27 protein-coding genes are annotated in these 23554 nt (G+C 67.5%); 9 read left to right on the forward strand and 18 right to left on the reverse strand.

What is annotated here, in order from left to right; genetic code table 11:
• Window positions 1-19: 19 nt before the first annotated feature.
• From JOF57_RS21050 to JOF57_RS21065, 4 genes are all read right to left on the reverse strand, one after another.
• A complete protein-coding gene (locus JOF57_RS21050; protein ID WP_209919650.1) occupies window positions 20-832 on the reverse strand; it encodes a thioesterase family protein in 813 nt (270 codons plus the stop codon).
• Between the two features lie 25 nt (window positions 833-857).
• Window positions 858-1703: a sugar phosphate isomerase/epimerase family protein gene (locus JOF57_RS21055; protein WP_209919652.1), complete on the reverse strand. Its 846-nt coding sequence runs from the start codon at window positions 1701-1703 to the stop codon at window positions 858-860.
• A 75-nt stretch (window positions 1704-1778) separates the two neighbouring features.
• On the reverse strand, window positions 1779-2900 hold the full coding sequence (locus tag JOF57_RS21060) for an Rv0497 family membrane protein (protein ID WP_209919654.1): 1122 nt from the start codon (window positions 2898-2900) through the stop codon (window positions 1779-1781).
• 30 nt (window positions 2901-2930) lie between these two features.
• Complete coding sequence (locus tag JOF57_RS21065; protein ID WP_209919656.1) at window positions 2931-3902, reverse strand: Ppx/GppA family phosphatase; 972 nt, start codon at window positions 3900-3902, stop codon at window positions 2931-2933.
• A gap of 149 nt (window positions 3903-4051) precedes the next feature.
• Between JOF57_RS21065 and JOF57_RS21070 the strand changes: the two genes are divergently transcribed.
• Window positions 4052-4873, forward strand: coding sequence for a DUF3109 family protein (locus tag JOF57_RS21070; protein WP_209919658.1), 822 nt, complete (start codon window positions 4052-4054; stop codon window positions 4871-4873).
• Here the strand turns inward: JOF57_RS21070 and regX are convergent.
• The 6 genes from regX to JOF57_RS21100 form a co-directional block, all read right to left on the reverse strand.
• Complete coding sequence (gene regX / locus JOF57_RS21075; RefSeq protein WP_209919669.1) at window positions 4855-5541, reverse strand: two-component sensory transduction protein RegX; 687 nt, start codon at window positions 5539-5541, stop codon at window positions 4855-4857. The genes JOF57_RS21070 and regX overlap by 19 nt on opposite strands.
• A gap of 8 nt (window positions 5542-5549) precedes the next feature.
• Complete coding sequence (locus JOF57_RS21080; protein WP_209919671.1) at window positions 5550-6737, reverse strand: sensor histidine kinase; 1188 nt, start codon at window positions 6735-6737, stop codon at window positions 5550-5552.
• Window positions 6738-6887: 150 nt separating this feature from the next.
• Window positions 6888-7631 carry a phosphoglyceromutase gene (locus JOF57_RS21085; RefSeq protein WP_209919673.1) on the reverse strand — a complete coding sequence of 248 codons (744 nt, stop codon included), beginning with the start codon at window positions 7629-7631 and terminating at the stop codon, window positions 6888-6890.
• Between the two features lie 23 nt (window positions 7632-7654).
• The gene (locus JOF57_RS21090) at window positions 7655-8164 is read right to left on the reverse strand and encodes a type III secretion system chaperone family protein (protein ID WP_209919675.1); all 510 of its coding nucleotides are present in this window, start codon (window positions 8162-8164) and stop codon (window positions 7655-7657) included.
• Window positions 8161-9465, reverse strand: a complete 1305-nt coding sequence (gene mshA, locus JOF57_RS21095; protein ID WP_209919676.1) for a D-inositol-3-phosphate glycosyltransferase — start codon at window positions 9463-9465, stop codon at window positions 8161-8163. The genes JOF57_RS21090 and mshA overlap by 4 nt, the downstream gene beginning before the upstream one ends.
• Before the next feature lie 10 nt (window positions 9466-9475).
• A complete protein-coding gene (locus JOF57_RS21100) occupies window positions 9476-10798 on the reverse strand; it encodes an ROK family protein (RefSeq protein WP_407666590.1) in 1323 nt (440 codons plus the stop codon).
• 190 nt (window positions 10799-10988) lie between these two features.
• On the opposite strand from JOF57_RS21100, the gene JOF57_RS21105 reads away from it, so the two are divergent.
• The gene (locus JOF57_RS21105) at window positions 10989-11735 is read left to right on the forward strand and encodes an SDR family NAD(P)-dependent oxidoreductase (protein ID WP_209919678.1); all 747 of its coding nucleotides are present in this window, start codon (window positions 10989-10991) and stop codon (window positions 11733-11735) included.
• Between the two features lie 72 nt (window positions 11736-11807).
• On the opposite strand, the gene JOF57_RS21110 is transcribed toward JOF57_RS21105, so the two are convergent.
• Window positions 11808-13139: a L,D-transpeptidase gene (locus JOF57_RS21110; RefSeq protein WP_209919680.1), complete on the reverse strand. Its 1332-nt coding sequence runs from the start codon at window positions 13137-13139 to the stop codon at window positions 11808-11810.
• Between the two features lie 6 nt (window positions 13140-13145).
• Window positions 13146-14237, reverse strand: a complete 1092-nt coding sequence (locus JOF57_RS21115) for a UDP-N-acetylmuramate dehydrogenase (RefSeq protein WP_209919682.1) — start codon at window positions 14235-14237, stop codon at window positions 13146-13148.
• A 26-nt stretch (window positions 14238-14263) separates the two neighbouring features.
• Here JOF57_RS21115 and JOF57_RS21120 point away from each other — a divergent pair, with 26 nt between their 5' ends.
• From JOF57_RS21120 to JOF57_RS21140, 5 genes are read left to right on the forward strand one after another with little or no spacing between them, the layout of a single operon-like run.
• A complete protein-coding gene (locus JOF57_RS21120) occupies window positions 14264-14770 on the forward strand; it encodes a DUF2505 domain-containing protein (RefSeq protein WP_209919684.1) in 507 nt (168 codons plus the stop codon).
• 23 nt (window positions 14771-14793) lie between these two features.
• The gene (locus JOF57_RS21125; RefSeq protein WP_209919686.1) at window positions 14794-15315 is read left to right on the forward strand and encodes a DUF2505 domain-containing protein; all 522 of its coding nucleotides are present in this window, start codon (window positions 14794-14796) and stop codon (window positions 15313-15315) included.
• A complete protein-coding gene (locus JOF57_RS21130; protein WP_209923566.1) occupies window positions 15290-16099 on the forward strand; it encodes a class I SAM-dependent methyltransferase in 810 nt (269 codons plus the stop codon). The genes JOF57_RS21125 and JOF57_RS21130 overlap by 26 nt, the downstream gene beginning before the upstream one ends.
• A 28-nt stretch (window positions 16100-16127) precedes the next feature.
• On the forward strand, window positions 16128-16943 hold the full coding sequence (locus tag JOF57_RS21135; protein ID WP_209919688.1) for a carbon-nitrogen hydrolase family protein: 816 nt from the start codon (window positions 16128-16130) through the stop codon (window positions 16941-16943).
• Entirely contained in the window at window positions 16940-17827 is an 888-nt protein-coding gene (locus JOF57_RS21140) for an LmeA family phospholipid-binding protein (RefSeq protein ID WP_209919690.1), read from the forward strand. Before JOF57_RS21135 ends, JOF57_RS21140 begins: the two co-directional genes overlap by 4 nt.
• A 1-nt stretch (window position 17828) precedes the next feature.
• On the opposite strand, the gene deoC is transcribed toward JOF57_RS21140, so the two are convergent.
• The 6 genes from deoC to JOF57_RS21170 form a co-directional block, all read right to left on the reverse strand.
• On the reverse strand, window positions 17829-18518 hold the full coding sequence (gene deoC, locus JOF57_RS21145; protein WP_209923567.1) for a deoxyribose-phosphate aldolase: 690 nt from the start codon (window positions 18516-18518) through the stop codon (window positions 17829-17831).
• Complete coding sequence (locus JOF57_RS21150; protein WP_209919691.1) at window positions 18515-18934, reverse strand: DUF2599 domain-containing protein; 420 nt, start codon at window positions 18932-18934, stop codon at window positions 18515-18517. The genes deoC and JOF57_RS21150 overlap by 4 nt, the downstream gene beginning before the upstream one ends.
• A gap of 4 nt (window positions 18935-18938) precedes the next feature.
• Window positions 18939-19223, reverse strand: coding sequence for a DUF2516 family protein (locus JOF57_RS21155; protein WP_209919694.1), 285 nt, complete (start codon window positions 19221-19223; stop codon window positions 18939-18941).
• Between the two features lie 79 nt (window positions 19224-19302).
• Window positions 19303-19941 (reverse strand): heparin-binding hemagglutinin, encoded by a 639-nt coding sequence (locus JOF57_RS21160; protein WP_209919695.1) that lies wholly within the window; start codon window positions 19939-19941, stop codon window positions 19303-19305.
• Between the two features lie 61 nt (window positions 19942-20002).
• A complete protein-coding gene (locus tag JOF57_RS21165; protein WP_209919697.1) occupies window positions 20003-20407 on the reverse strand; it encodes a helix-turn-helix domain-containing protein in 405 nt (134 codons plus the stop codon).
• Window positions 20408-20496: 89 nt separating this feature from the next.
• Window positions 20497-21831, reverse strand: coding sequence for a DUF445 domain-containing protein (locus tag JOF57_RS21170; RefSeq protein ID WP_209919699.1), 1335 nt, complete (start codon window positions 21829-21831; stop codon window positions 20497-20499).
• 106 nt (window positions 21832-21937) lie between these two features.
• On the opposite strand from JOF57_RS21170, the gene JOF57_RS21175 reads away from it, so the two are divergent.
• Together JOF57_RS21175 and JOF57_RS21180 are read left to right on the forward strand one after the other, a co-directional pair.
• Window positions 21938-22642 carry a TetR/AcrR family transcriptional regulator gene (locus JOF57_RS21175; RefSeq protein ID WP_209919701.1) on the forward strand — a complete coding sequence of 235 codons (705 nt, stop codon included), beginning with the start codon at window positions 21938-21940 and terminating at the stop codon, window positions 22640-22642.
• Window positions 22643-22646: 4 nt separating this feature from the next.
• Window positions 22647-23513, forward strand: a complete 867-nt coding sequence (locus JOF57_RS21180) for a polyphosphate kinase 2 family protein (RefSeq protein WP_209919704.1) — start codon at window positions 22647-22649, stop codon at window positions 23511-23513.
• Window positions 23514-23554 lie beyond the last annotated feature (41 nt).

The raw sequence follows: 23554 nt of genomic DNA on the forward strand, positions 1-23554 counted from the left end.
ATTCCATGTCGCGGCGGCGTCAGCCCCTAGCGGGGACCATCGCCAACTGCCGCGTCTGCACGATGATCCGGCCCTCGCAGTCGACGACGATGTGGTCCTCGTCGAACCAGTCCTGGCCGATCTGCACCGAGGTGCACATCACCCGGAGCCAGCCGTCGGCCGGCAATGCCCGCAGATAGGCCGTCAGCTGGACCGTGGGCGCCCAACCGGTGCGTTCCACAGCGAATGTCACCGGAGCCGACACGTCGCCGCACAGAAGCGCGAACAGCACATCGGGAGCGACCCCCTTCGGACGCACCCAGTACTCGAACACCGGTGGTCCGCCGTCGGTCCGCGGCCCCATGGTGTGCAGCGCCGGCCGGATGTCACAACCATGCGCCAGGTGCACGACATGCTCCATCGGATGACCTGGGCCGATCGCCTCCAGCCCGGGCGGCGGTTCAGGCGTCATCAGCGGCACCACCGGGTTGAACGACAGCAGCGGGGGGACGTGATGCTCGGGTTCGCCGAGGGTGACCGACACCGTCACCGCAGTTCTCTCCCCCTGCCGCAGCTCCACGTCGACCAGACCGATCCGGCGGCCCCGCTTACGCACCGTCGTGATCACCTGCATCGGACCGGGATCGGGCGCCCACAGGAAGTTGCCCGAGACCGCCAGGGGTTGCGCGGACGTACCCAGCTCGGTGCGCGCGGCATTGGCACACAGCGCGAGCATGGCGCCGCCGTGCACCTTGGGCCCGATCGTCCAGTGCTCGTTGAGCTCGCCGTGATAGACGCCGTCGCCGGCCGGCGTCAGTGCCATGGCATCGGTGAACAGGGTGGAGCCGGTCATGTGCGGTCCTTTGCAGGTGGGGTGTTCAGCGCAGCAGGTGGGTGCGGGCGAATTGCAGCGACTCGGTCAACAGCGCCTCACGTTCGGCAGCGGTCTTGGCCGCAGACGTGGTGACCTCGAGGACGACGTGGCCGGAGAAATCACCAGCCGCCAGCATCTGGCACACCTCGACGGTGGGCTGAGTGCCCCGCCCGGGAACGAGATGCTCATCGGTGGATGCCCCCTTGCCGTCGCACAGATGCAGGTGCACCAGGCCGTCGCCCATCCGTTGGGCCATCTCGATGGCGTCGGTGCCTGCCGTGGCGGTGTGGCTCAGATCGAGCGTGTAATGCGCGTGATCGCCGTCCAGCGGGTCGTAGGACGGCGCGAACGCGGAGATGCCGGGGCCGGGCCTGCCGCCGCGCTTACGCATCCGCTCGACGGATGTGCCGCCCGCCCCGAAAAACCGGTCGGCCCGGAACGGGAACATGTTCTCCACCGCCACCAGGACCTCGCTGTCGGCCTCCAACTGGGCGACCTGCTCGCTGAACCCCTCGGCGTAACGGCGCTGCCAGCGGAACGGCGGATGCACGACAACGGTCTGGGCGCCGAGCTGTTCGGCGGCCCGCACGCTGCGCTCGAGTTTCGAGATCGGATTGGCCCCCCACACCCGCTGCGAGATCAACAGACAGGGGGCATGCACCGACAACACCGGCATCCCGTAGTGCGCCGACATCTTGGCGATCGTGTCGATGTCCTGGCTGACCGACTCCGCCCACACCATCAGCTCGACACCGTCGTAACCCAGGCGGGCGGCGCACTCGAACGCAGCCTCCGTCCTCAGCGGATAGACCGAGGCGGTGGACAGACCGATCTTGATTGCGGGGCGCACAACCCCAATTGTGTACTGAGGCACTTTCGCTCCTCGCGTGCGCGGGGCGCTTTCGCTCCTCGCGTGCGCGGCAGCCTAACTCGCCTGCAGCAGTGCCAACGGCCCGAAGGTGACCAGCGCCCCGACCGCCACCGCGGTCAGCGTGCTGCCGATGTCCTCGGTCTTGCGGACCACCCGCACGCCACCGGCCAGGCCGAGGATGACCAGCACCCCGAGCACCAGCGCGACGATGGTGTTCCACTTCCACAGCTGATCGAAGGCGACGAACAGGCCGGCACCGAACGCCACCGCGATCACGCACTGACCGACGATCCACATGGCGCGCATCAGTGGGGAGGCGGGCGGCTGCTCGTCGTCGAATTCGCCGAATTCGTCGTGCTCGTCGTAGTCGCCGGTGCCCTCGGACAGGTCCTCGTCGGGTTCGAGGTCGATGCCGTCGCGGCCACGGCGGCGGGCCTGCTCGTCGGCCACCGATCCTCCGCCGAACAACGGCCCGAGCGACGAGTACGAACGATCGCCGTATTCGCCGTCGTAGTCGTCGCCCGCGTAGTCGTCGTAATCGGCGTCGTCGACCGCGCCGTGAAGATCGTGACCGTCGGACTCGACCAGCGCGTCGGCCGGCCCGGCCGCATCGTCGGCGTCAAGGTCGTAGAGGGGGTCCGGGCTCATCCGCTCTGCACCGGTGCCCGACGATCGGTAGTCCCGCGCCTGCGGCTTGGACTGCGCGCGGCGCGGACGTGGGCGGAATTCGACAGGCTCGGGGTCGACGTCACGCGCGGCCAGGTGCGCGTCGTAATCGTCCTCGGCCTCGGTGCGCACCTCTTCGGGTTCGGCCGGCCTGATGGGCGGCTTGACCCGCGGGGGCCGGGGACCACCATTGCGGACCCGCGGCTCGTCGCGCACTTTTTCGCGCGGCGCGCTGGGATTGCGCGGCTCATCCAGGATGGGCGCCACGACGGCAGTGTCGACCAGCGGGTCAGGCGCGGGAACCGGCTCGTCGCGAGGCTCGGGTTCGAAGTCGTCGGTGATGACCGGGATCTCGCCGGTGAGTTCGGCGACGGTCACCGCGTCACTGTTACCGCGGCGACGCCGACGGCGACCGCCGACCGGGGGCGCCCCGATCGTCCCGTTCTTTGCCAGCAACTCAGCGACCGAGATCGGTCGGGTGCCGGATGGGCTGTTCTCTGGTCCTGTCATACCTACGTTGCCTTCGGGACTAGCTTTTCCTTAACGTCCGGCGTCCCGCGCCGACGTCTCTACCAAGGCTGAACCGTCGGCCTCGCTGTCGAGTTTCCGCAGAATCAATCCCTCCCGCAACGCCCAGGGGCAAATGTCGACGGAATCGATCTCCAGTGCTCGCATACTAGCCTCAGCTACCAAAGCACCGGCCACGATCTGTGGTGCCCTCTCGGCACTCACCCCTTCCAGTTCGGCACGGTCAGCCGCTGTCATCCTAGAGATGAAAGCTATGAGCTGTCTTAATCCGGTGGCGGTGAGGGTCCGCTTGACCCGTGGGCCTGCTCCCGAGGGGGCCGCCCCGGTGAGTCGGGCCAGCGACCGGAAGGTCTTCGACGTCGCCACCGCGAGGTCCGGGTTTCCGGCCCGACGCATGGTGGTACCGGCGTCGGCGAGCTCGGTGGCGAGCCAGTCCCGCAGCATCGCGACCCGGCGCCGCCCAGGCGGGTCTTCGGCCAGCCACTCCCTGGTCAGCCGGCCCGCCCCCAGTGGCAGCGACAGCGCCACCTCGGGCTCCTCGTCGACCCCACTGGACAGTTCCAGCGAGCCGCCGCCGATGTCGATGTTGATGATGCGGCCCGCGCTCCAGCCGTACCAGCGGCGCACCGCCAGGAACGTCAGGCGGGATTCGTCGACACCGCTGAGCACACCGAGTGACACTCCGGTCTCGGCCAGCACCCGGGCCAGAACTTCCTCGGAGTTGGTGGCATCGCGCACCGCCGAGGTGGCAAACGCCATCAATTCGGCACACCCCGAGCTGGTGGCGATCTTGGCGAACTCGTCCACCGTGGCCACCAACCCGTCGGCACCCTTGCGGGTCAGTTTGCCGGAGTCGTCGATGGCCTCGGCGAGGCGCAGCGCCGCCTTCGTTGAGCTCATCGGGGTCGGGTGTCCGCCACGACGGGCATCAACCACGAGGAGATGAACCGTGTTGCTCCCGACATCGAGCACGCCTAACCGCACTGGACCAACCTAACCGCAGCCGACCAGCGCGGCGTGGCCGGACCTCCCAGAACCTGCCGGACCGGCGGGCCGGGGTTGTGGTGCGTCACACGATGCGTCCCGCCGCGGTTGGGAAATGTGTTCAGGCATATGGGAGTACCGTTTGCGCCGTGACAGATGTGCATCCCGGCGAAGTCGAACTCGACTTTGCCCGCGAATGGGTGGAGTTCTATGACCCGGAGGACGCGACGCATCTGATCGCGGCCGATATGACGTGGTTGTTGTCCCGCTGGACGTGTGTCTTCGGCACACCGGCCTGCAAGGGCACCGTCGAGGGCCGCCCGGACGACGGCTGCTGTTCTCATGGAGCGTTCCTTTCTGATGACGACGATCGTGCGCGGCTTGACGACGCGGTCACCCACCTGACCGACGAGGACTGGCAGTTCCGGGACAAGGGCCTGGGCCGCAAGGGCTATCTGGAGGACGACGAGTACGACGGCAAGCCCAATCAGCGGACCCGGAAGTACAAGGGGGCGTGCATCTTCCTGAACCGCCCGGGTTTCGCCGGCGGAATCGGGTGCGCCCTGCACAGCAAGGCCCTCAAGCTCGGTGTCGAGCCGCTGACCATGAAGCCCGACGTGTGCTGGCAGTTGCCGATCCGGCGCAGTCAGGAATGGATCACCCGGCCCGACGACACGCAGGTCCTGCGCACCGTCATCACCGAATACGACCGGCGCGGCTGGGGCGAGGGCGGCGCGGACCTGCATTGGTACTGCACCGGTGATCCCGCCGCCCATGTCGGCGCCCGCCCGGTGTTCGAGTCCTACGGCCCCGAACTCACCGCGGTACTCGGCGAGAAGGCCTACGCCGAGTTGGCCGCGATGTGCCGGCGCCGCAGCGCCCTGGGGCTGGTCGCCGTGCATCCGGCGACCAGGGTCGCCGAGCATCGCGCGACCCCGGCCTCCAACGGGGTTCAGCCCTCCAGCTTGTAACCGAGACCGCGCACGGTGACCAGGTGCACCGGGCTGGCCGGATCGGCCTCGATCTTGGAGCGCAGCCGCTTGACATGCACGTCAAGGGTTTTGGTGTCGCCCACGTAGTCCGCACCCCACACCCGGTCGATGAGCTGACCGCGGGTGAGCACCCGTCCGCTGTTACGCATCAGGTACTCCAGGAGGTCGAACTCCTTGAGCGGCAACGTGATCTGATCCCCGTTGACGCTGACCACATGGCGTTCGACATCCATTCGGACCGGGCCGGCCTCCAGCACCCCGTCGGTGATCGCACCGTCATCGGTGTCGGAGCCGCGGCGCAGCACCGCCCGGATCCGCGCAATCAGCTCGCGGGCCGAATACGGCTTGGTGACATAGTCATCGGCGCCCAACTCGAGGCCGACAACCTTGTCGATCTCGCTGTCGCGGGCGGTGACCATGATCACCGGCACGCTCGAGCGGGCACGTAGTTGCTTACAGACGTCGGTACCGCTCATCCCCGGCAGCATCAGGTCCAGCAGGACGATATCGGCGCCGGAGCGCTCGAACTCGGCCAGTGCGGAGGGACCATCGGCCACCACGGTGGCCTCAAAGCCTTCCTTGCGGAGCAGGAAGGCCAGGGGATCGGCCAGCGACTCCTCGTCCTCAACGATCAACACGCTGGTCATCGGTCTCGCTAATCCTCTCGGTCGTTCGAGTCACCTATGGACTCATCGGTTTCGGGATAGGCCGGGATCGACAACGTGAACGTCGACCCGGTGCCCGGCTGACTCCACAGCCGGATGGTTCCGTTGTGGTTGGCGGCCACATGTTTGACGATCGCCAGGCCCAGTCCGGTGCCGCCGGTGGCGCGCGAACGGGCCTTGTCGACCCGGAAAAACCGCTCGAAGAGCCGTCCCTGATCGGCTTTGGCAATTCCGATACCGCGGTCGGTGACCGCGATCTCGACGCTGCCGCCCCGCCGGCGCCGACTCACTGATACGCCGGATCCGTTGGGCGAGTACGCAATGGCATTCGACACCAGATTGGCGACGGCGGTCACGAGCAACGTCTGGTCGCCCAGGACCCGGTAGCCGGTCGGGTCGTCGGTGGTGATCGCGATGACGGCCTTGTCGGCGGCCACCTTGTGCCGCGACAGCGCCTCGGACACCACGGCGTCGACGTCGACGTCGCCCAGGTCGGGCAGCCGCTCGGCACCCTGCAGCCGGGACAGCTCGATCAGTTCGCCGACCATATCGGCCAGCCGCAGCGATTCGGCCACCATCTTGTCGGAGAAGCGACGCACCATGTCCGGGTCGTCGGCGGAGGCCTGGAGCGCTTCGGCGAGCACCCGCATGGCGCCCACCGGGGTCTTGAGCTCATGGCTGACGTTGGCCACAAAATCCCTGCGAGTCGCTTCCATCCTGGCGTGCTCGGACTGATCGTCGGCGTAGACGACGGCGAAGCGGCGGTCTTCAGCGGTCAGCGGCCGCACCAAGCCCCGCACCGAGATGCCCAGGCGTCCGGGGTGCGGCAGCTTGCGCGGCGACAGGTCGACTTCGATGGGCTGACCGGTGGCGAACACCTGCTCGGCAGCCCGCCAGGCCCGGTCGTCGAGGAGCCGGTCGCGCACGACACCGAGTTCGCCGGCACGGTCGTTGGCATAAACCACGTCGTTGAACGTGTCGACGACGACGATGCCGTTCGGCGATGCGGACACGATGTGCTGCAGCATCTGCGACACCGTCAGACCGGCCTGATCAGCCTCCCGGCGCCGCCGTTTCGCCACGATGCGGGGAGCGACCACGGCGGCCACCCCCGCACCGACGGTCAGTGCGAGCAACGCCACGACCGCCGTCAGCAGTAACGCCGACATCAAGCTCACGCGAAAAGCGTACGCACCCGGTGAACGTCAACCCAGCAGCGTGCGACCAAAACGGGACAAGTCACACCACCAAATACAGGTGTTCGGCTGTCGTTAACCCTCGGTAACCTGCTGTTCGTCCAGGCCACCCCGGCAAAACGGCGAGGAAAGCTACTTCTTGGCGCCCTGCGCGGCAACCGCGGCGGCCCCGGCAGCGGCGGCCTCGGGGTCGAGGTACTCACCGCCCGCGACGAGGGGCTTGAGGTTGTCGTCGAGTTCGTAGCGCAGCGGGATGCCGGTCGGGATGTTGAGGCCGACGACATCCTCATCGGACATCCCGTCGAGATGTTTGACCAGCGCACGCAGCGAGTTTCCGTGGGCCGCGATCAACACGGTCTTGCCGGCCCGCAGGTCGGGCACGATCGTCGCCTCGTAGTACGGAACGAACCGGGTCACCACGTCCTTGAGGCATTCGGTCAGCGGGCCGCCGCCGATCTCCGCGTAGCGCGGGTCGGCGTCCTGGCTGTACTCGCTGCCCTTCTCGATGGGCGGCGGCGGGGTGTCGTAGCTGCGCCGCCACGCCATGAACTGGTCTTCGCCGTACTTGTCCTTCGTGGCGGCCTTGTCCAGGCCCTGCAGTGCGCCGTAGTGCCGCTCGTTGAGCCGCCAGTCCCGGTGGACCGGGATCCAGTGCCGGTCGGCGGCGTCCAGCGCCAGGTTGGCGGTGGTGATCGCGCGGCGCAGCAGCGAGGTGTAGAGCACATCGGGCAGCAGTCCGTTCTCGACCAGCAGCTTGCCGGCGCGGACGGCCTCGGTACGGCCCTTCTCGGTGAGGTCGACATCGACCCATCCGGTGAACAGGTTCTTCTGGTTCCAGTCGCTCTCACCGTGGCGGAGCAGGATCAGCGTCGGCATGCGTGAGATCTTCTCACGGGCGCTCAGTCGTCGATCAGACGCTCATCTATCAGATGCTCAAAGGCCTTGAGGTTCTTCAGCGACTCACCGCGCGAGACCCGCCACTCCCACTCTTTCTGGATGGACGAGCGGAAACCCAGTTCCAGCAAGGTGTTGAAGTCGGAGTCGACGGCTTCGAGCACCTGCCCGAGCACCCGGTCGATCTCGTCGGCGGTGACCGCTTCCAGCGCCATCCGGCCGACGAGGTAGATGTCGCCGACGTTGTCGAGGGTGTAGGCCACCCCGTAGAGCCTGCGGTTGCGCTTGAGCAGGAACCGGTAGACACCTTCGAAATTCTCGTCGGGTTTGCGGCACACGAAGGCCTCGACGCGCACCGAATGCTCGCCGAGGCTCAGGATCGTGTTGGTCTTGAGCTTGCGCTCCCCCGGCAGTTCGACGATGAGACCGGGCAGGCCGCCGTGGGCGCCCTCATGCCGGTGGTAGACCAGTTCGTGTTCGTCGAGGGTGTCGGTGATCAGCTGTTCGACGCTCATGTCCGCACCCCGCGGCGCAGCGCGAACCGGCGTCCCGAACGGCGGGCGGCGGGCCTGCGATGCCGCGACCGGTAATCGCTCATCGCGTGGGCGTAGCTGTTCAGCAGGTCATCGACGGTGTGTGCCCAGGAGAACTGCGCGGCGTGGGCCGCGGCGGCCAGGCGCAACGGACCCGGATCACGCTGCAGCACCTCGTCGATCGCGGCCGCCCAGTCGTCGACGTCGTGCCCGTCGACCAGGGCGCCGCTGACACCGTCGGCCACCGCGACCGGCAGACCGCCGACCGCGGCGGCCACCACCGGTGTCCCGCAGGCCTGGGCCTCGATCGCGACCAGGCCGAAGGATTCGGAGTAGCTGGGCACCGCGACCAGATCGGCGGCGCGGTACACGGTGACCAGTTGTTCGCGGGACTGCGGGGGCAGGAACGTCACACGATCGGTGATACCCAGTTCGTCGGCCAGGCGAATCAGGGTGTCGGGCTCGGCCAGTCCGCTGCCGGAGGGGCCGCCGGCGACCAGCACCCGGACCCCGGGCAGTTTCGCGGCGGCACGCAACAACACGTCGGGTGCCTTGAGCGGCTGGATCCGGCCCACGAACGCGACCACCTGCTCGTGGGGCGCAATGCCGAGGACCGCCCGCGCCGCGTCGCGATCCCCGGGGGTAAAGGCATCCAGGTCGACCCCCGGATGCACCACATCGATACGCCCCGGATCGGCGTGGTGAAGCGAAACCAGTTGCTGTACTTCATGTTCGGTGTTCACGATGAGACGGTCGGCCTCGTCGACCACCTGCTGCTCCCCCACCGCACGCAGCGGTGGCTCGGGCAGGTCACCGGCGGCCAGTGCGGCGTTCTTCACCGCGGCCAGGGTGTGCGCGGTGTGCACGAGCGGCACCGCCCAGCGATCCCGGGCCAGCCAGCCGACCTGACCGGACAACCAGTAATGCGAGTGGACGACGTCGTAATAGCCGGGCTCATGGGTCGCCTCGGCGCGCAACACCCCCGCGGTGAATGCGCACAGCTGAGTGGGCAGGTCATATTTGTCCAGGCCCTCGAACGGCCCGGCCACCACGTTGCGCACCAACACTCCGGGCGCCACCGGCACCACCGGGGCATCCGACGACGAGGTGGCCCTGGTGAAAATCTCCACCTCGACGCCGCGCCGGGCCAACTGCAACGCCGTCTGCAGCACGTAGACATTCATCCCGCCGGCGTCACCGGTTCCCGGCTGCGCCAGGGGCGATGTGTGTACGGATATCACCGCAACGCGGCGGGGGATCTCGAGGTCTGTCGCTAGACGCACACTGTTATGTCTACACCGCGGCTATGCCGGGCCCGCTCGCCGACCGGCGGGTTTGAGCGCGCCGCATGGCGCCGATCGGATCGGCGTACAGGCCGCCCAGCGAAACGATGCCTGCGCTGGCCTCCTGGACCCGATTGCCGAACGCCGTCACCCGGATGTCGCGGGGTCCGAGCACCGAACGGCGTGTGACGGCCTCCTCGACGACGGGCAGCCCTTCGGGATATTCGGTGAAGGCCTGGCCACCGAGCACCAGATCATCGGGGTTGAGCAGGTCACGCAGCAATGCGACGGCCTCGCCGAGCACCCGGGCCCGATCGGCCAGCAGCTCGCGGGCCTTCTCGTTCCCCTGCCTGGCCGCGCGCAGCACCGCCGGCAGCGTCGAGGACGGGCCTTCGGCGGGGATGATTCGCAGCGCGCGGGCCGCGTTGAGCACCGCCTCGTCGCTCACCGTGGACTCCAACTGCCCTGAGCCGCCCAATAATTCGGACTGAGCGGGCAGGCCGGCAATCGTGCCGGGACCGCTGGCCGGGGTATGGACACGGCCGTCGATCGACAGCGCGTAGCCGACGGTTTCGCGGGCGTAGACGTAGAGGCTGGTCCGCGCCGGAGCCCCGGCGGTATCGGGGACGGCACGGCGTCCCCCCAGCAGCAGTTCGGCACCGGCCATCGCGTCGACGTGCGAGGCAACCGACACCGGCAGCGCCAGCGCTTCGGCGAGCACCGGGCCCACCGGTGCATCGGACCAGCCCAGCCGCGGGTGATCGAGATACCCGGTGGCACTGTCGACGACGCCGCCGGCGGCCACCCCCACCCATAGCGGGCGACGACGGTGCCAGCGGCTCAGGTAGCGGCGCGCGCTGGAGGCCAACGTGGCCAACGCCGCGGATGCCGATCCCGACGGGGTGGGCGTCTCGACCACGTCGAGCGTGCGACCGAACAGGTCGGTGGCCACGATGCTGGTGGTGCGCGCACCGATGTGGATACCGAGCGTGAGGTAGGGCTCGTGGTTGACCTCGACGGGTACGCGGGGCCGGCCGATGGCCCCCGAAACTGTGAGATCGGCCCGCTCACGCAGGATTCCGGCGTCGAGCAGTGCGGTGACCTGACGGTTGACGGTCGCGATGCTCAACTGCGTGTGCTGTGCGACGGCATCCCTGGCGATCGGCCCGCGGGTGCGGACCGCACTGAAGACGGATGCCACGGCGGCGTCGGGCACCCTCAGCGACGGGGCGACGATGTGCAGCAGCCGCGACTGCGGGTAGCGCGAGGCGGCGGATATCGGCCGGACCGTACGGGCGGAGCTGCGGCGAGGTGCGGCAATGGCGGTAGTCACGAGAATGGTCCTTACTGGTTGTCGGCGAGGTGGGGTGGGACCACACCTGTCGACTCAGCAGGACGGGAAAACGGTGTCCGGGTCAGTCAGGCGCGGCGGGGTGCGCGACAACAACACGCACGCCGCACGGAGCGGGACTGGAGATTCCGGGACATACGGAGAACTTAGCACGCCATCTACTGTTGGTCAGATGACGACACCACAGTCAGAAAAACGCGTGGCAGTGGTTACCGGCGCCAGCGCCGGAATCGGTGCCGCGACAGCCAGATCCCTTGCCACCCTGGGCTTCCACGTCATCTGCGCGGCCCGCCGGGCCGATCGGGTCCAGTCGCTGGCCGAGGAGATCGGCGGCACCGCGATTGTGGCGGACGTCACCGACCAGGACTCGGTCGACGCCCTGGCGGCCCAGTTGGATCGGGCGGATGTGCTGGTGAACAACGCCGGCGGGGCCAGGGGGCTGGAATCCGTCCTGGACGCTGACCTGGAGCATTGGCAGTGGATGTGGGAAACCAACGTGCTCGGCACCCTGCGGGTCTCCCGGGCGCTACTGCCCAAGCTCATCGCCTCCGGCGACGGCCTGATCGTCACCGTCACCTCGATCGCGGCACTGGAAACCTATGACGGCGGCTCGGGATACACCGCGGCCAAACACGCCCAGGGCGCCCTGCACCGCACACTGCGCGGTGAACTACTCGGAAAACCGGTGCGGCTCACCGAGATTGCACCGGGCGCCGTCGAGACCGAGTTCTCGTTGGTGCGCTTCGACGGCGACCGGGAACGCGCCGACAACGTGTACCGGGGCATCACCCCGTTGGTGGCCGAGGACGTCGCCGAGGTGATCGGGTTCGTCGCGTCACGCCCGTCACACGTCAACCTCGATCAGATCGTGATCCGGCCGCGCGATCAGGCCCCACACGGAAGGTTCAACCGCACCTGATGACCCGAAAGTGACGCAGCTGTCGTTGGCGCGACGTCACAACGACCACCGCGTCGCTTTCGGCGCGAGGTTCTAACCGCCGGGGCCTGGGGCAGGCTTCGGCGGCGTCGTGGTCGTGGGAATGCCGGAAAGGGTCGGAGCGTCCGTCGGCGTCGCCGGGGCAGTCGCAGGCAGATTCGCCGGCGAATCCTGCGTCGACAGCGCGGACATGGACTTCCACTCGCTCCAGTCCACCGCCCAGTCCCAGAGATCGCCGTCGGCGTAGGACAGATCGATCCGGGTACCGGTCACCTCGACCGGGTCGCCGTACATCGCGCTGTTGAAGTACTGCTGAGAGTCCTCCAGGTTCAGGTTGATGCAGCCGTTGGTCACATTGGTGTTGCCCTGCGAACCGATGCTGTTGGGGTTGCAGTGGATGAACTCGCCGTTGTTGGAGATCCGCACCGCGAAACGTTCGTGCACATTGCTGTACCCGGCGGCGGGGTTGGTCATCCAGAAGTCCTCGTACTTCTCGGTGACCACGTGGATACCGCTGCGCGTGACGTTGCGGTCCAGGTCACCCTCGCCGTAGCTGCACGCGAAGTCCATGATCACCGCGCCTGCCCCGTCGAGCACCTGGATGCGGTGACTGGATGCCTCGGCCTTGACCACCTGGCGACGCCCGATCTCGATGTCGAGCGTCGAGTCGGCCGCACCGTAGGCGCCATCGCCGAAGCTGACGCCGTACAGCGGCGCCTTGACGCTGACCTTCGTTCCGGTCGGGTAGTACTCCCGGGTCCGCCAGTGCACGCGCGAGCCACCGGCCTCGTCGGGCAGCCAGGCCCAGCCGCCCTCGACGGACGGAGTGGTGGTGACCTGAAGGGCTTTTTCGACGGTCGCCCGGTACTTGTCGTCGATCGCGGCGTCGAACTGCAGGATGATCGGCGCGGCCACACCGACGACCTGTCCGTCGGCGAGCTGGAACTGACCGTTGACCTGTTTCTGCGGGGCAACGGTCGAGAACGTGCCCTGCAGCGATTCGGCCTTGCCGTCCGACCCCACCACCGAGCCCGCCCACGTGTAGGTGGATTCGTAGCCGAGTGGCTCGGTGACAGTGAACGCGGTGCGATCGCTGTTGAATTTGCCGGCAACCACCTTGCCGTTGGCGTTGGTCAGGCTGACGCGCTGAAACACGCCGTTCTCGACCTTCACTCCGGCCGGCGCCGTCGGCAGCACGTCCTCGGAATCGGCGGCAGGCTCGTACGTCACCGTCGGTGCGTTCTCCTTCACCTCAGGTGCGGAGACCGACGATTCACCCGAGCAGGCAGCCAACAGTCCGGCGCCCATTCCGACGGTCAACACCGTCAGGGCACGCCGCCGATTGAACAGCGGCGCGCCCGCCTCTATATCACCGGCAGGGCTCACGTGGATCTACGGTACTGATAGATCGCACCCAAACAGAATCGGTTCGGGCTGCAGCGTGATCCCGAAGCGGTCCCGAACACCCTTTTGCACCGCCCTGGCCAGGGCAATCACATCGGCGGTGTTCGCCTCGCCACGATTGGTCACAGCCAGCGCATGCTTGGTCGACAGCCGTGCCGGAGCACCGTCACCGGGGTACCCCTTACCGAACCCGGCGTGCTCGACGAGCCAGCCCGCCGCGAGCTTGACCCCGTCGGGTGCGGGGTAGTTCGGCACGGACGACTGCGCCGCCTCCGGGTCGTTCTGGAAACCGGCCTGCACCCGCTCGAAGTCGGCCTGCGACACCACCGGGTTGGTGAAGAACGACCCGACGCTCCAGGTGTCGTGGTCTTGCGCGTCGAGGACCATCCCTTTGCCAGCGCGCAACTGCAGCACGATCTGGCGAACCCGCATCGGGTCGGCACGCTCCCCCGGTTCGACACCCAGCGCGGTGGCCAGTTCGCGGTAACGCAGCGGTGCGCTCCGTCCAGCCTGATCAAGGGTGAACTCGACCTCGAGCACGATGACGGCATCGGAGTGTTTGAGGATGCTGGTGCGGTAGCCGAACTTGAGCTCTTCCGGTGCAGCCCAACGGACTTCACCTGTGCGCCGGTCGAGCAGCCGGACCCTGCTGATGGTGTCGGCGACCTCGGCCCCGTAGGCACCCACATTCTGCACCGGGGTGGCCCCGGCCGATCCCGGTATCCCGGAAAGGCATTCGAGCCCGCCCAACCCGTGCTGCAGCGCGGCGACGACGACGTCGTCGAACACGGCACCGGCCTCGGCGCGCAGCCGGTCACCCTCCACGGTGATCGCGGTGTTGGCCACGCGCACCACGGTGAGGTCCGGCATGGTGTCGGCCAGGTCATCGGCCAGCACCACGTTCGATCCGCCGGCGAGCACCAGGATCGGATCAGATACCGCGCGCAGCACATCGATGAGCTGATCGGTGCTCGTGCAGGTGAGCACCCTGCGCGCCACCGGTCCGACCCGCAGGGTGGTCAGCGGGGCCAGCGCAACCGACTCGGCGACTGCGACACCGGCAACATACGAACTGACCACGGGCCGTAACGGTAGCGTGACCAGCTATGCCGCGATCATTCGACATGGCCACCGACTACGAGGGCAGCGTCGAACAGGTCCACCGGGCATTCGGTGACGAACAGTATTGGCTGGCCCGGCTGGCCGATTCCGGGGCCGACGAGACCGCGCTGGATGCGTTGACCGTGACCGACGACGGCGAAATCACGGCGGTCACCACCCAGACCCTGCGCGCCAACCAGCTGCCCGGGCTGGTGTCGCAGTTTCACCGCGGCGATCTGAACATCCGGCGCGAGGAGCATTGGCAGCCGGTCCGTCACGGCACGTCACACGGCACGGTGCAGGGCTCCGTCGCCGGGGCACCGGTATCGCTGTCCGGAACCGCGACGCTTGCCCCGACCGACAGCGGGTCCCGGCTGTCGGTGCACATCACGGTCGAAGTCAAGGTGCCGCTGGTCGGCGGCAAGATCGAGAGTTTCATCGGCACGCAGTTGGTCGACCTTCTGACCGCCGAGCAACGCTTCACCTCGGGGTGGATCACCGATCACCGGTGAGCCCGGCGGTACCTTCGATAACCATGAGCCGATCCCGGCAGACGACGTTGCCGTTCGACGCACCCGTCGAAACCATTTACGCCGTATACGCGAACGCCACGTACTGGCAGGCACTGATGGACCGGTACGACGACCTCACACCCGGTAAATCCGACCTCACGGCCTTCAACGCCGACGAGAGCGGCATCGAGGTCGAGTTTCGGCAGGTTCTGCCGCGCGCGGAGATGCCCGCGCTCCTGCGGTCGGTGATCCCGGTCGACATGGCCATCACCCGCAAGCAGTATTTCGGCCCCATCGACCCGAACGGCGCGGACCGCACGAACGGCCACTACACCGCGTCGGTGTCACACGTCCCGGGCCGGCTCGACGGCCGCTATGTGCTCGCCGGGGTCTCGACAGGCAGCCAGCTGCAGGTCGACAGCACGTGCAAGGTGCCGATGCCCCTGGTCGGAGGCAAACTCGAAGACCTGGTCCTGCAGTCCGTCAACGACGTGTTCACCATCGAGGGGGCGTTCACCGCTGAGTGGATCGCCGAGCACGTCTAAACCCGTCGGCGCGGTCACCCGGGGCACCACCGGGTACAACCGGCTGCGCCGCAGTGACCGTTGGCTGGTGCATTCGCCGAGGGTGCGCAGCGTGCTGCGGGCCGCCGCCGATCCGCTGGTGGTCGACCTCGGGTACGGCGCGTTGCCGGTGACGACACTGGAATTGGCCGCCCGGCTGCGCATGATCCGCGCCGATACCCGAGTGGTGGGCCTGGAGATCCACCCCGAACGCGTGGCCACCGCACGCGCGTTGGCCGGCGGCAGCGACGTGCACTTCGCCCTCGGCGGGTTCGAGTTGGCCGGGCTGCGTCCGGTGCTGGTGCGGGCGTTCAACGTGTTACGTCAGTACCCGGTCGAGGCGGTGCCCGAGGCCTGGGCGGCGATGTCGCGCCGGCTCGCGCCCGGTGGGCTGATCATCGACGGAACCTGCGACGAGTTGGGCCGCAGATGCTGCTGGGTGTTGCTGGACGCGGACGGGCCGGTGAGCCTGACCCTGGCATGTGATCCGCTGCGCATCGAGCGTCCGTCGGATCTGGCCGAACGGCTGCCCAAGGTGTTGATCCACCACAACGTCGAAGGACAGCCCATCCACGCGTTGCTCGGTGCGGCCGACCGCGCCTGGGCCAGCGCAGCCGGGCACGGGGTGTTCGGACCGCGGGTGCGCTGGCGGGCCATGGTGGAGTTGTTGCGCGCCGAGGGGCTTCCCGTCGCCGCGCCGCGCCGCCGGTTGCGTGACGGGGTGCTCACAGTCCCGTGGGCAGCCGTGGCGCCGGCCACGCATTAGGCACCGTGGCGCCACTAAGCTGAACCGCATGCGAATCGCCCTGGCGCAGATCGCGGCCGGTACGGATCCGTCGTCGAATTTGGCGCTGGTCGATGAGTACACGCGGCGGGCCGCCGCTGACGGTGCCCGGTTGGTGTTGTTCCCCGAGGCCACGATGTGCCGGTTCGGGGTGCCGCTGGGCCCCGTCGCCGAGGACCTCGACGGGCCGTGGGCGACGGCGGTGCGCGATATCGCCGCGCAGGCCGGGGTCGTCGTGGTGGCCGGGATGTTCACCCCCTGCCAGGACGGGCGGGTCACCAACACTCTGATCGCCACCGGCCCCGGAGTGGACGCGCATTACCACAAGATCCATCTCTACGACGCCTTCGGTTTTACCGAATCGCGCACTGTGGCACCGGGTTTCGAGCCGGTGACGATCACCGTCGACGGCGTCACCGTCGGCCTGAGCACCTGCTACGACATCCGGTTCCCGGAGCTGTACGTGGAGCTGGCCCGCCGCGGCGCCCGGCTGATCACCGTGCACGCCTCCTGGGGATCGGGACCCGGCAAGCTGGAGCAGTGGACCCTGCTGGCCCGGGCCCGCGCGCTGGACACCACCGGATTCATCGCCGCGGTGGGCCAGGCCTATCCGGGCGATGACATCGCCAAGGTCGGACCGACGGGTGTCGGCGGCAGTCTGGTGACCTCCCCCACCGGCGAGGTTCTCGCCGCGGCCGACGCCGAGGAGCAGTTACTGGTCTACGACGTCGACCTCGATGCCGCCAACCAGGTCCGCGACACCATCGCAGTGCTGCAGAACCGCTCACAGTTCGCTCAGTCCGGTAGGGCACAATCGCTGGGGTGACCGATCCCTGGGCTCGCCCAACCGACCAGTCCTCGCCGGCCCCTTCGGGGGACCTGCCGCCGCAGCCACCATCGCCGGACCAGCCCGAGCAGCCGGCGCCCGACGCTCAGCGGCCGCAGGACACGTCGGCACTGGCGAAGGTCAGGAAGCTGCTGTCGGATCCGTTGTCGGTGGTACTGGTCTTCGTGATCGTGCTGGCACTGGTCGCTGCCGGTGTGCTCGGCGGTGAGCTGTATGCCCGCAACCGTGCCGACAAGATCGTCGCCTCGATCGTGGAATGCGTCGTCGGGGACGGCGCGAAGGCCACATTCGATCCGCTGCCGCCGTTCCTCATGCAGCACGTGACGGGTCACTACACCAACATCAACGTCGAGACCGCGGGCAACCAGATCCGTGAGGCCAAGGGCATGAAGGTCAAGCTGGACATCCGGGACGTGCGGGTGAAGGAGACCGCCGACGCCAGCGGCACCGTGGGCTCGCTGGTCGCCAACATCGACTGGAGCACCGACGGCCTCCGCCAGACCGTCGGCGACCTGGTCCAGCTGCCGTTCATCGGCTCGGCGATCTCGGATGTGCGGACCAACCCGGCCAAGGGCACCATCGAACTCAAAGGCCTGCTCGGCACGATCACGGCCAAGCCCACAGTGGTCAACAAGGGCATCTCGCTGCAGATCGTCGACCTGAGCGCGATCGGCCTGTCCTGGCCGCGGGAGACCCTGCAGCCGATCCTGGACAAGTTCACCGCCCAGCTGACCGAGGACTATCCGATGGGGATCCACGCCGACAGCGTGCAGGTCACCGACAGCGGCGTGCAGGCGAAGTTCTCCGCGACGAACGCGTCGATGCCCAAGCCCACCGACGACCCCTGCTTCGGCAAGCTCTAGCTCAGCCCTGACCGGCGAGGCCGTCGAGCACCGTGCGGGTGCCCGACAGGCCGAGCCGGGTGGCCCCGGCGTCGAGCATCGCCACCGCCACCGCGGCGGTGCGGATGCCGCCGCTGGCCTTGACCCCGATGCCGCCACCCACCGCGCGCGCCATCAGTTCGACGGCGCGGGTGGAGGCACCCCCGCTGGGGTGGAAGCCGGTGGAGGTCTTGACGAAGTCGGCCCCGGCCCCGACAGCGGCCCGGCACACGTCCTGCAACAACGCCTCGCCGGCGAACTCCAGCAACGCGGCGGACTCGACGATCACCTTGAGCGTGGCGCCGGGCACTGCCGCGCGCACCGCGGCAACCTCGGCGGCGGTCGCGTCCAGGTCGCCGCTCAGCGCGGCCCCCACGTCGATCACCATGTCGATCTCGACGGCGCCCGCGGCCACGGCCAGTTGCGATTCGCGGGCCTTGATCTCGGCCAGGTGTTTACCGGACGGAAAGCCGGACACTGCGGCCACCGCCAGGCCGGACGGGGCGACCGCGGCCGCGGCAGCCACCAGCGTCGGCGACACGCATACCGAGAACACCCCGAGGTCGGCGCCCTCGGCCACCAGTTTCTCGACGTCGACCACGGTGGCTTCCGGCTTGAGCAGGGTGTGGTCGACCAGTGCGGCCACCTGAGCCCGGGTATAGCTGCCCATCAGAACGGTTCCTCGCTGCCGCCGGGATTGCATCCGCTGGCCAGCATCACCTCGGGAGCGACCTCGGGCCGCCACGGCTCCAGATTCCAGCTGGTCTTACCCGGTTCGGCCAGCTCGGCGAACGTCCAGTGACACAGGAACTGCTCACGCATCCCGGGAAGGTCGGCATCCGGAGACAGGGCCAGCACCTGGGCCCAGGCCTGATCGGCCTCCACGGCGTGACCCGGCTGACGGGCCAGCGCCCGCGCGGCGTCGCTGGGATAGACGCGCAGGCTGGACAGGTCGCCCCATTTCGCCCATTCGACGTGGTCCACATAGCTGTGCTCGAGGCCGGGGTCGGCGGCTGCGGAGGGCACGAAGGTCAGTGTCGCGCCCAGCGCGAAGCACGCCGCGCCGAGTGCGGCCAGTGGCGAACGCATCGGGTCAGCGCGACTTTCCCTGGATTTCGAGCAGTTTGGGCCGCACATCGACGAGATAGACACCGGTGGCGCAGGCCGCGATGACAGGGATGAACACCCCACCCACCAGCAGCGTCAGCACCGCGCTCACACCCAGGATGGCCAGCCATACCGGCTTGGTGAGCTTGCCGATGGCGGTATAGGCGTCGGGCCGCTGCATGGCCGCATGCACGAAGGCGTACACGGCCACGAGAACGACCAGATAACCGAGCACCAAAATAATGAGGCCCGCAAGGTTGGCGAGTTGCACCTCACCAGCCTATGCGGGCCTCATCGTCAGCGTCGACCGCCCGGGGCTCAAGTCCCCGTAAATACGGTCGACACCGGCATTACTTCTGGGTGACCTTCTTGGCCGGAGCCGCGGTCTTCTTGGCGGCCGGGGTGGCAGCCTTCTTGGCGGCCGGGGTGGCGGCCTTCTTGGCCGGCGCGGCCTTCTTGGCCGGAGCGGCCGGAGTGGCCGGGGCAGCCTTCTCGGCCTTCTTCGGCAGCTCGACGCCGACCAGCTTGGCGGCACGCTCGCCCACCGCGCGGGTCTGGGTCGCCACGGTGCCCAGGGCCTCCTGGGTCAGCTCGACGGCCTGGTCGGTGTAGCCCTCGACCCGGTTGGCGGCTTCCTCGATGGCCGGCTGGCTGCGCAGGCGCTCCAGCGCCGCCTCGCCACGCTCGACCAGCTTGTTGTAGGTCGCGGTGGCCTGATCGGCGTAGCCCTCGGCGGCCTTGCGCAGCTCGTCGGAGTTCAGCTTCTCGCGCAGCTCGCCGAACTGGGCCGGCAGCTCTTCCTGCAGCTTGTTCAGGCGGGCACGGCTCTCCTCGACGCGAGTCTCGGCGTCGGTGCGGGCATCCTCGGCACGCTCACGCAGGCTGGCGACGATCTCGTTGACCGTGGCCAGGGCCAGATCGGCAGCGCCGACGGCGGCCAGCAGCGGGGCCTTGAGGTCTTCGATGGTGGGCTGAGTCTTCTCGGTCATGCGAATTTCCTTTCCCAGGATGGACTTTCGTGCGATTGGTTATCGGTTAGCTGATGAGGTGTCAGTCAGTCGGTTCAGATGTCTGCTCCTCATCTGCTTCGGCTTCGTTCTGCTGCCGGAACGATGTGTAGATATCGAGCAGTACCTGCTTCTGCCGCTCGGTGATCGCCACGTCGTTCACGATGGCGTCGCGGACCTCACTGGGCTCGCTGGGCTCCAAGATCCCGGCACGCACATAGAGGACCTCGGCGGACACCCGAAGCGCCTTCGCGATCTGGTTGAGCACGTCGGCGGAAGGTTTCCGCAACCCTCGTTCGATCTGGCTCAGGTAGGGGTTGCTGACGCCGGCCTTCTCGGCCAACTGCCGAACCGATACCTGTGCCGCCTCACGCTGGGCCCGGATGAAGCTTCCGATGTCCTGCGCAGCGCTGGAGACAACCGCCGCGAGATTTTCGTCTTGCGCCATGTCATTCCCCTCGTAGGCCGTGTATCCGTTAACGACGAAATTCACGCTACGACGGGGTGCTAACTTTTGCAAGCACTAGTTAGCGCAGGTCAGAAGAGTAGTTGGGCTACCGAATAGATGATCAGGCCCGCCAACGCCCCCACCACCGTGCCGTTGATCCGGATAAATTGCAGGTCACGGCCCACATGAAGCTCGATCCGGCGGCTCGCCTCGTCCGCATCCCAGCGTTCGATGGTCTCGGTGATGATTGCTGTGATCTCGGTCCCATACTCTGCGACCAGGTGTTTCGCCCCTCTGATGATCCAGCTGTCGACCTTGTCGCGTAGCTCGACGTCGTCCCGCAGCGACTCCCCGATGCGCATCACCGAGTCCGCGATCCGGGTGCGCAGCGCCGAGGACGGGTCGTCCACCGACTCCAGGATGATCCGCTTGGCCGCCGCCCACGCCGTCTCGGCTGCCCGCGCCACCTCGTCGCGGCCCATGATCTGTTCCTTGACGTTCTCGGCGCGCTGAATCGTCGCCTCGTCGTTCTGCAGGTCGTCGGCGAACTCGAACAGGAACCGGGTGGCCGAGCGGCGCAGCTCGTGGTCGGGGTTGCGGCGCACCTTGTCGGTGAAGTCCATCAGCTCCCGATGGATCCGCTCGCCCACCAGGTGGTCCACCCAGCGCGGCGACCATGTCGGCGAATCCCTCTCGATCACGCGCTCGATCACCTCACCGGAGTTCAGCGACCACTGGAACGCCCGATCACACAACAGCTGGATCAGTGCTTCCTGACGACCCTCCTGCAGCAGGGTGGACAGCACTCGGCCGATCGGCGGACCCCATTTCGGGTCGGCGATGCGCTTGACGATCATCCGGTCCAGCACGTGCTGGACATCCTCGTCGCGCAGCATCTCGACCCCGACCCGCAGCACGGTCGACGCCTCGGCGGCCACCCGCTCGGCATGCGGACGGTCGCACAGCCACTTGCCCAACCGGCCCGCCACCTCGGCGTCGTGCAGTTTGGTCGCGATCACCTCAGGAGACATGAAGTTCTCCCGGACGAACGCGCCCAACCCCTCGCCCAGCTGGTCCTTCTTGCGCTTGATGATGGCCGTATGCGGGATCGGTATACCGAGTGGATGCTTGAACAACGCCGTCACCGCGAACCAGTCGGCGAGCGCGCCGACCATGCCGGCTTCGGCGGCCGCGCGAACATACCCGATCCATGGCGCCGGACCCGCTCCCCGCGACTGCGCCCACGTGCACAAAAGGAAGATCACGGTAGCCCCGACCAGGAAGCTCAGCGCAACCAGCTTCATGGTCCGCAAACCCCGTAGACGTTCGGCGTCGGCAGCGCTGTCCGCACCGGCCAGCGTCTCGGCAAAACTCTGCCGTGGGCCCGTATTCACGCGGACTCCCGTGTCGTTTCGATGTGCCACGTTTCCATCTTGCGCTATCGCCGCGCCTGACGGCCTGACCCTCAGGCCGGTATCCGCAGATTCGCCGTAGTATCAAGTGGAACTAGGGAATGGGACTACTGCGACTGTGGCACAGCAGACTCCGCCGGCGACGGTGAAGACCGATGGACGCAAGCGTCGCTGGCACCAGCACAAGGTGGAGCGGCGCAACGAGTTGGTAGACGGCACCCTGGAAGCGATCCGGAGCCGAGGCAGCAACGTCAGCATGGACGAGATCGCCGCCGAGATCGGCGTGTCCAAGACCGTGCTGTACCGCTACTTCGTCGACAAGAACGACCTCACCACCGCCGTGATGATGAGGTTCGCCCAGACCACCCTGATCCCCAACATGGCTGCGGCCCTGTCCTCGAACCTCGACGGTTTCGACCTCACCCGCGAAATCATCAAGGTGTACGTGGAAACCGTTGCGGCCGAACCTGAGATCTATCCGTTCGTGATGGCCAACAACTCGGCCAGCAAGAGCAAAGCCGTCGCCGATTCCGAGCAGATCATCGCGCGCATGCTGGCCGTGATGCTGCGCCGCCGGATGGCCGGGGCCGGCATGGACACCCGCGGCGCCGAGGCGTGGGCGTTCCACACCGTCGGCGGGGTACAGCTGGCCACCCACTCGTGGATGTCGAACCCACGGATGCCAGCCGACGACCTGATCGACTACCTCACCATGCTGTCCTGGAACGCGCTGCGCGGCATCGTCGAAGTCGGCGGCTCGCTGGAGAAGTTCAACTCACTGCCACACCCGTCACCGGTTTTGCCGCCACAACTGCTTGACTGAACGGGTGACCGACAAGGACCTGCCTGCGCAGTGGACCCACGAACCACACGATCAACTGGTTTTCCGTCCGGGCGACCAAGTTGCGCGCATCGAAGCCAACGGCACTCCCGGATTCCGCGGCAACAAGAACGATGCGCCCACCCTGCAGACCGAGCGCAATCTCAGGCTGGCCTCGCTGCAGGAAATGCTCTACGCCCGCTCCAAGAGCGGTGACGACAACCGCTCGATTCTGCTGATCCTGCAGGGCATGGACACCGCAGGCAAAGGCGGCATCGTCAAACATGTTGTGGGAGCCGCAAATCCGCAGGGCATACGGTACACCAGCTTCGGCAAACCGACGGAGGAGGAGCGGGCCCACCACTATCTGTGGCGGATTCGCAACGCCCTTCCGCCGGCCGGACACATCGGAGTGTTCGACCGTTCGCACTACGAGGACGTGCTGATCGTCCGCGTACACAACCTGGTGCCACCGGATGTCTGGGGCGCCCGGTACGACGAGATCAACGCCTTCGAACGCGAATTGGTCGATGCCGGAACCACCCTGGTGAAGGTGGCCATGTTCGTCTCACTCGCCGAGCAGAAGCAGCGGCTGGCCGAGCGGCTCGAACGGCCCGAAAAGTACTGGAAATACAACCCGGCCGACATCGACGAGCGCCTGCTGTGGCCCAAGTACCAGGACGCCTACCAGGCCATGCTGGAGAAGACGTCGACCGACTACGCACCCTGGCACATCGTGCCGTGCGACAGGAAGTGGTACAGCCGGCTCGCCATCACCGAACTGCTCATCGAGGCGCTCAAGGGCCTCAACATGTCGTGGCCGCCGCCGGACTTCGACGTCGAGGCGGAGAAGAAGCGGCTGGCTGAGGCCTAGCTTCTCGCACAAACAAAAGCGCCCCCGACCGTGTCGGGGGG

It is taken from the genome of Mycolicibacterium lutetiense (genome assembly GCF_017876775.1).
GTDB lineage: Bacteria > Actinomycetota > Actinomycetes > Mycobacteriales > Mycobacteriaceae > Mycobacterium > Mycobacterium lutetiense.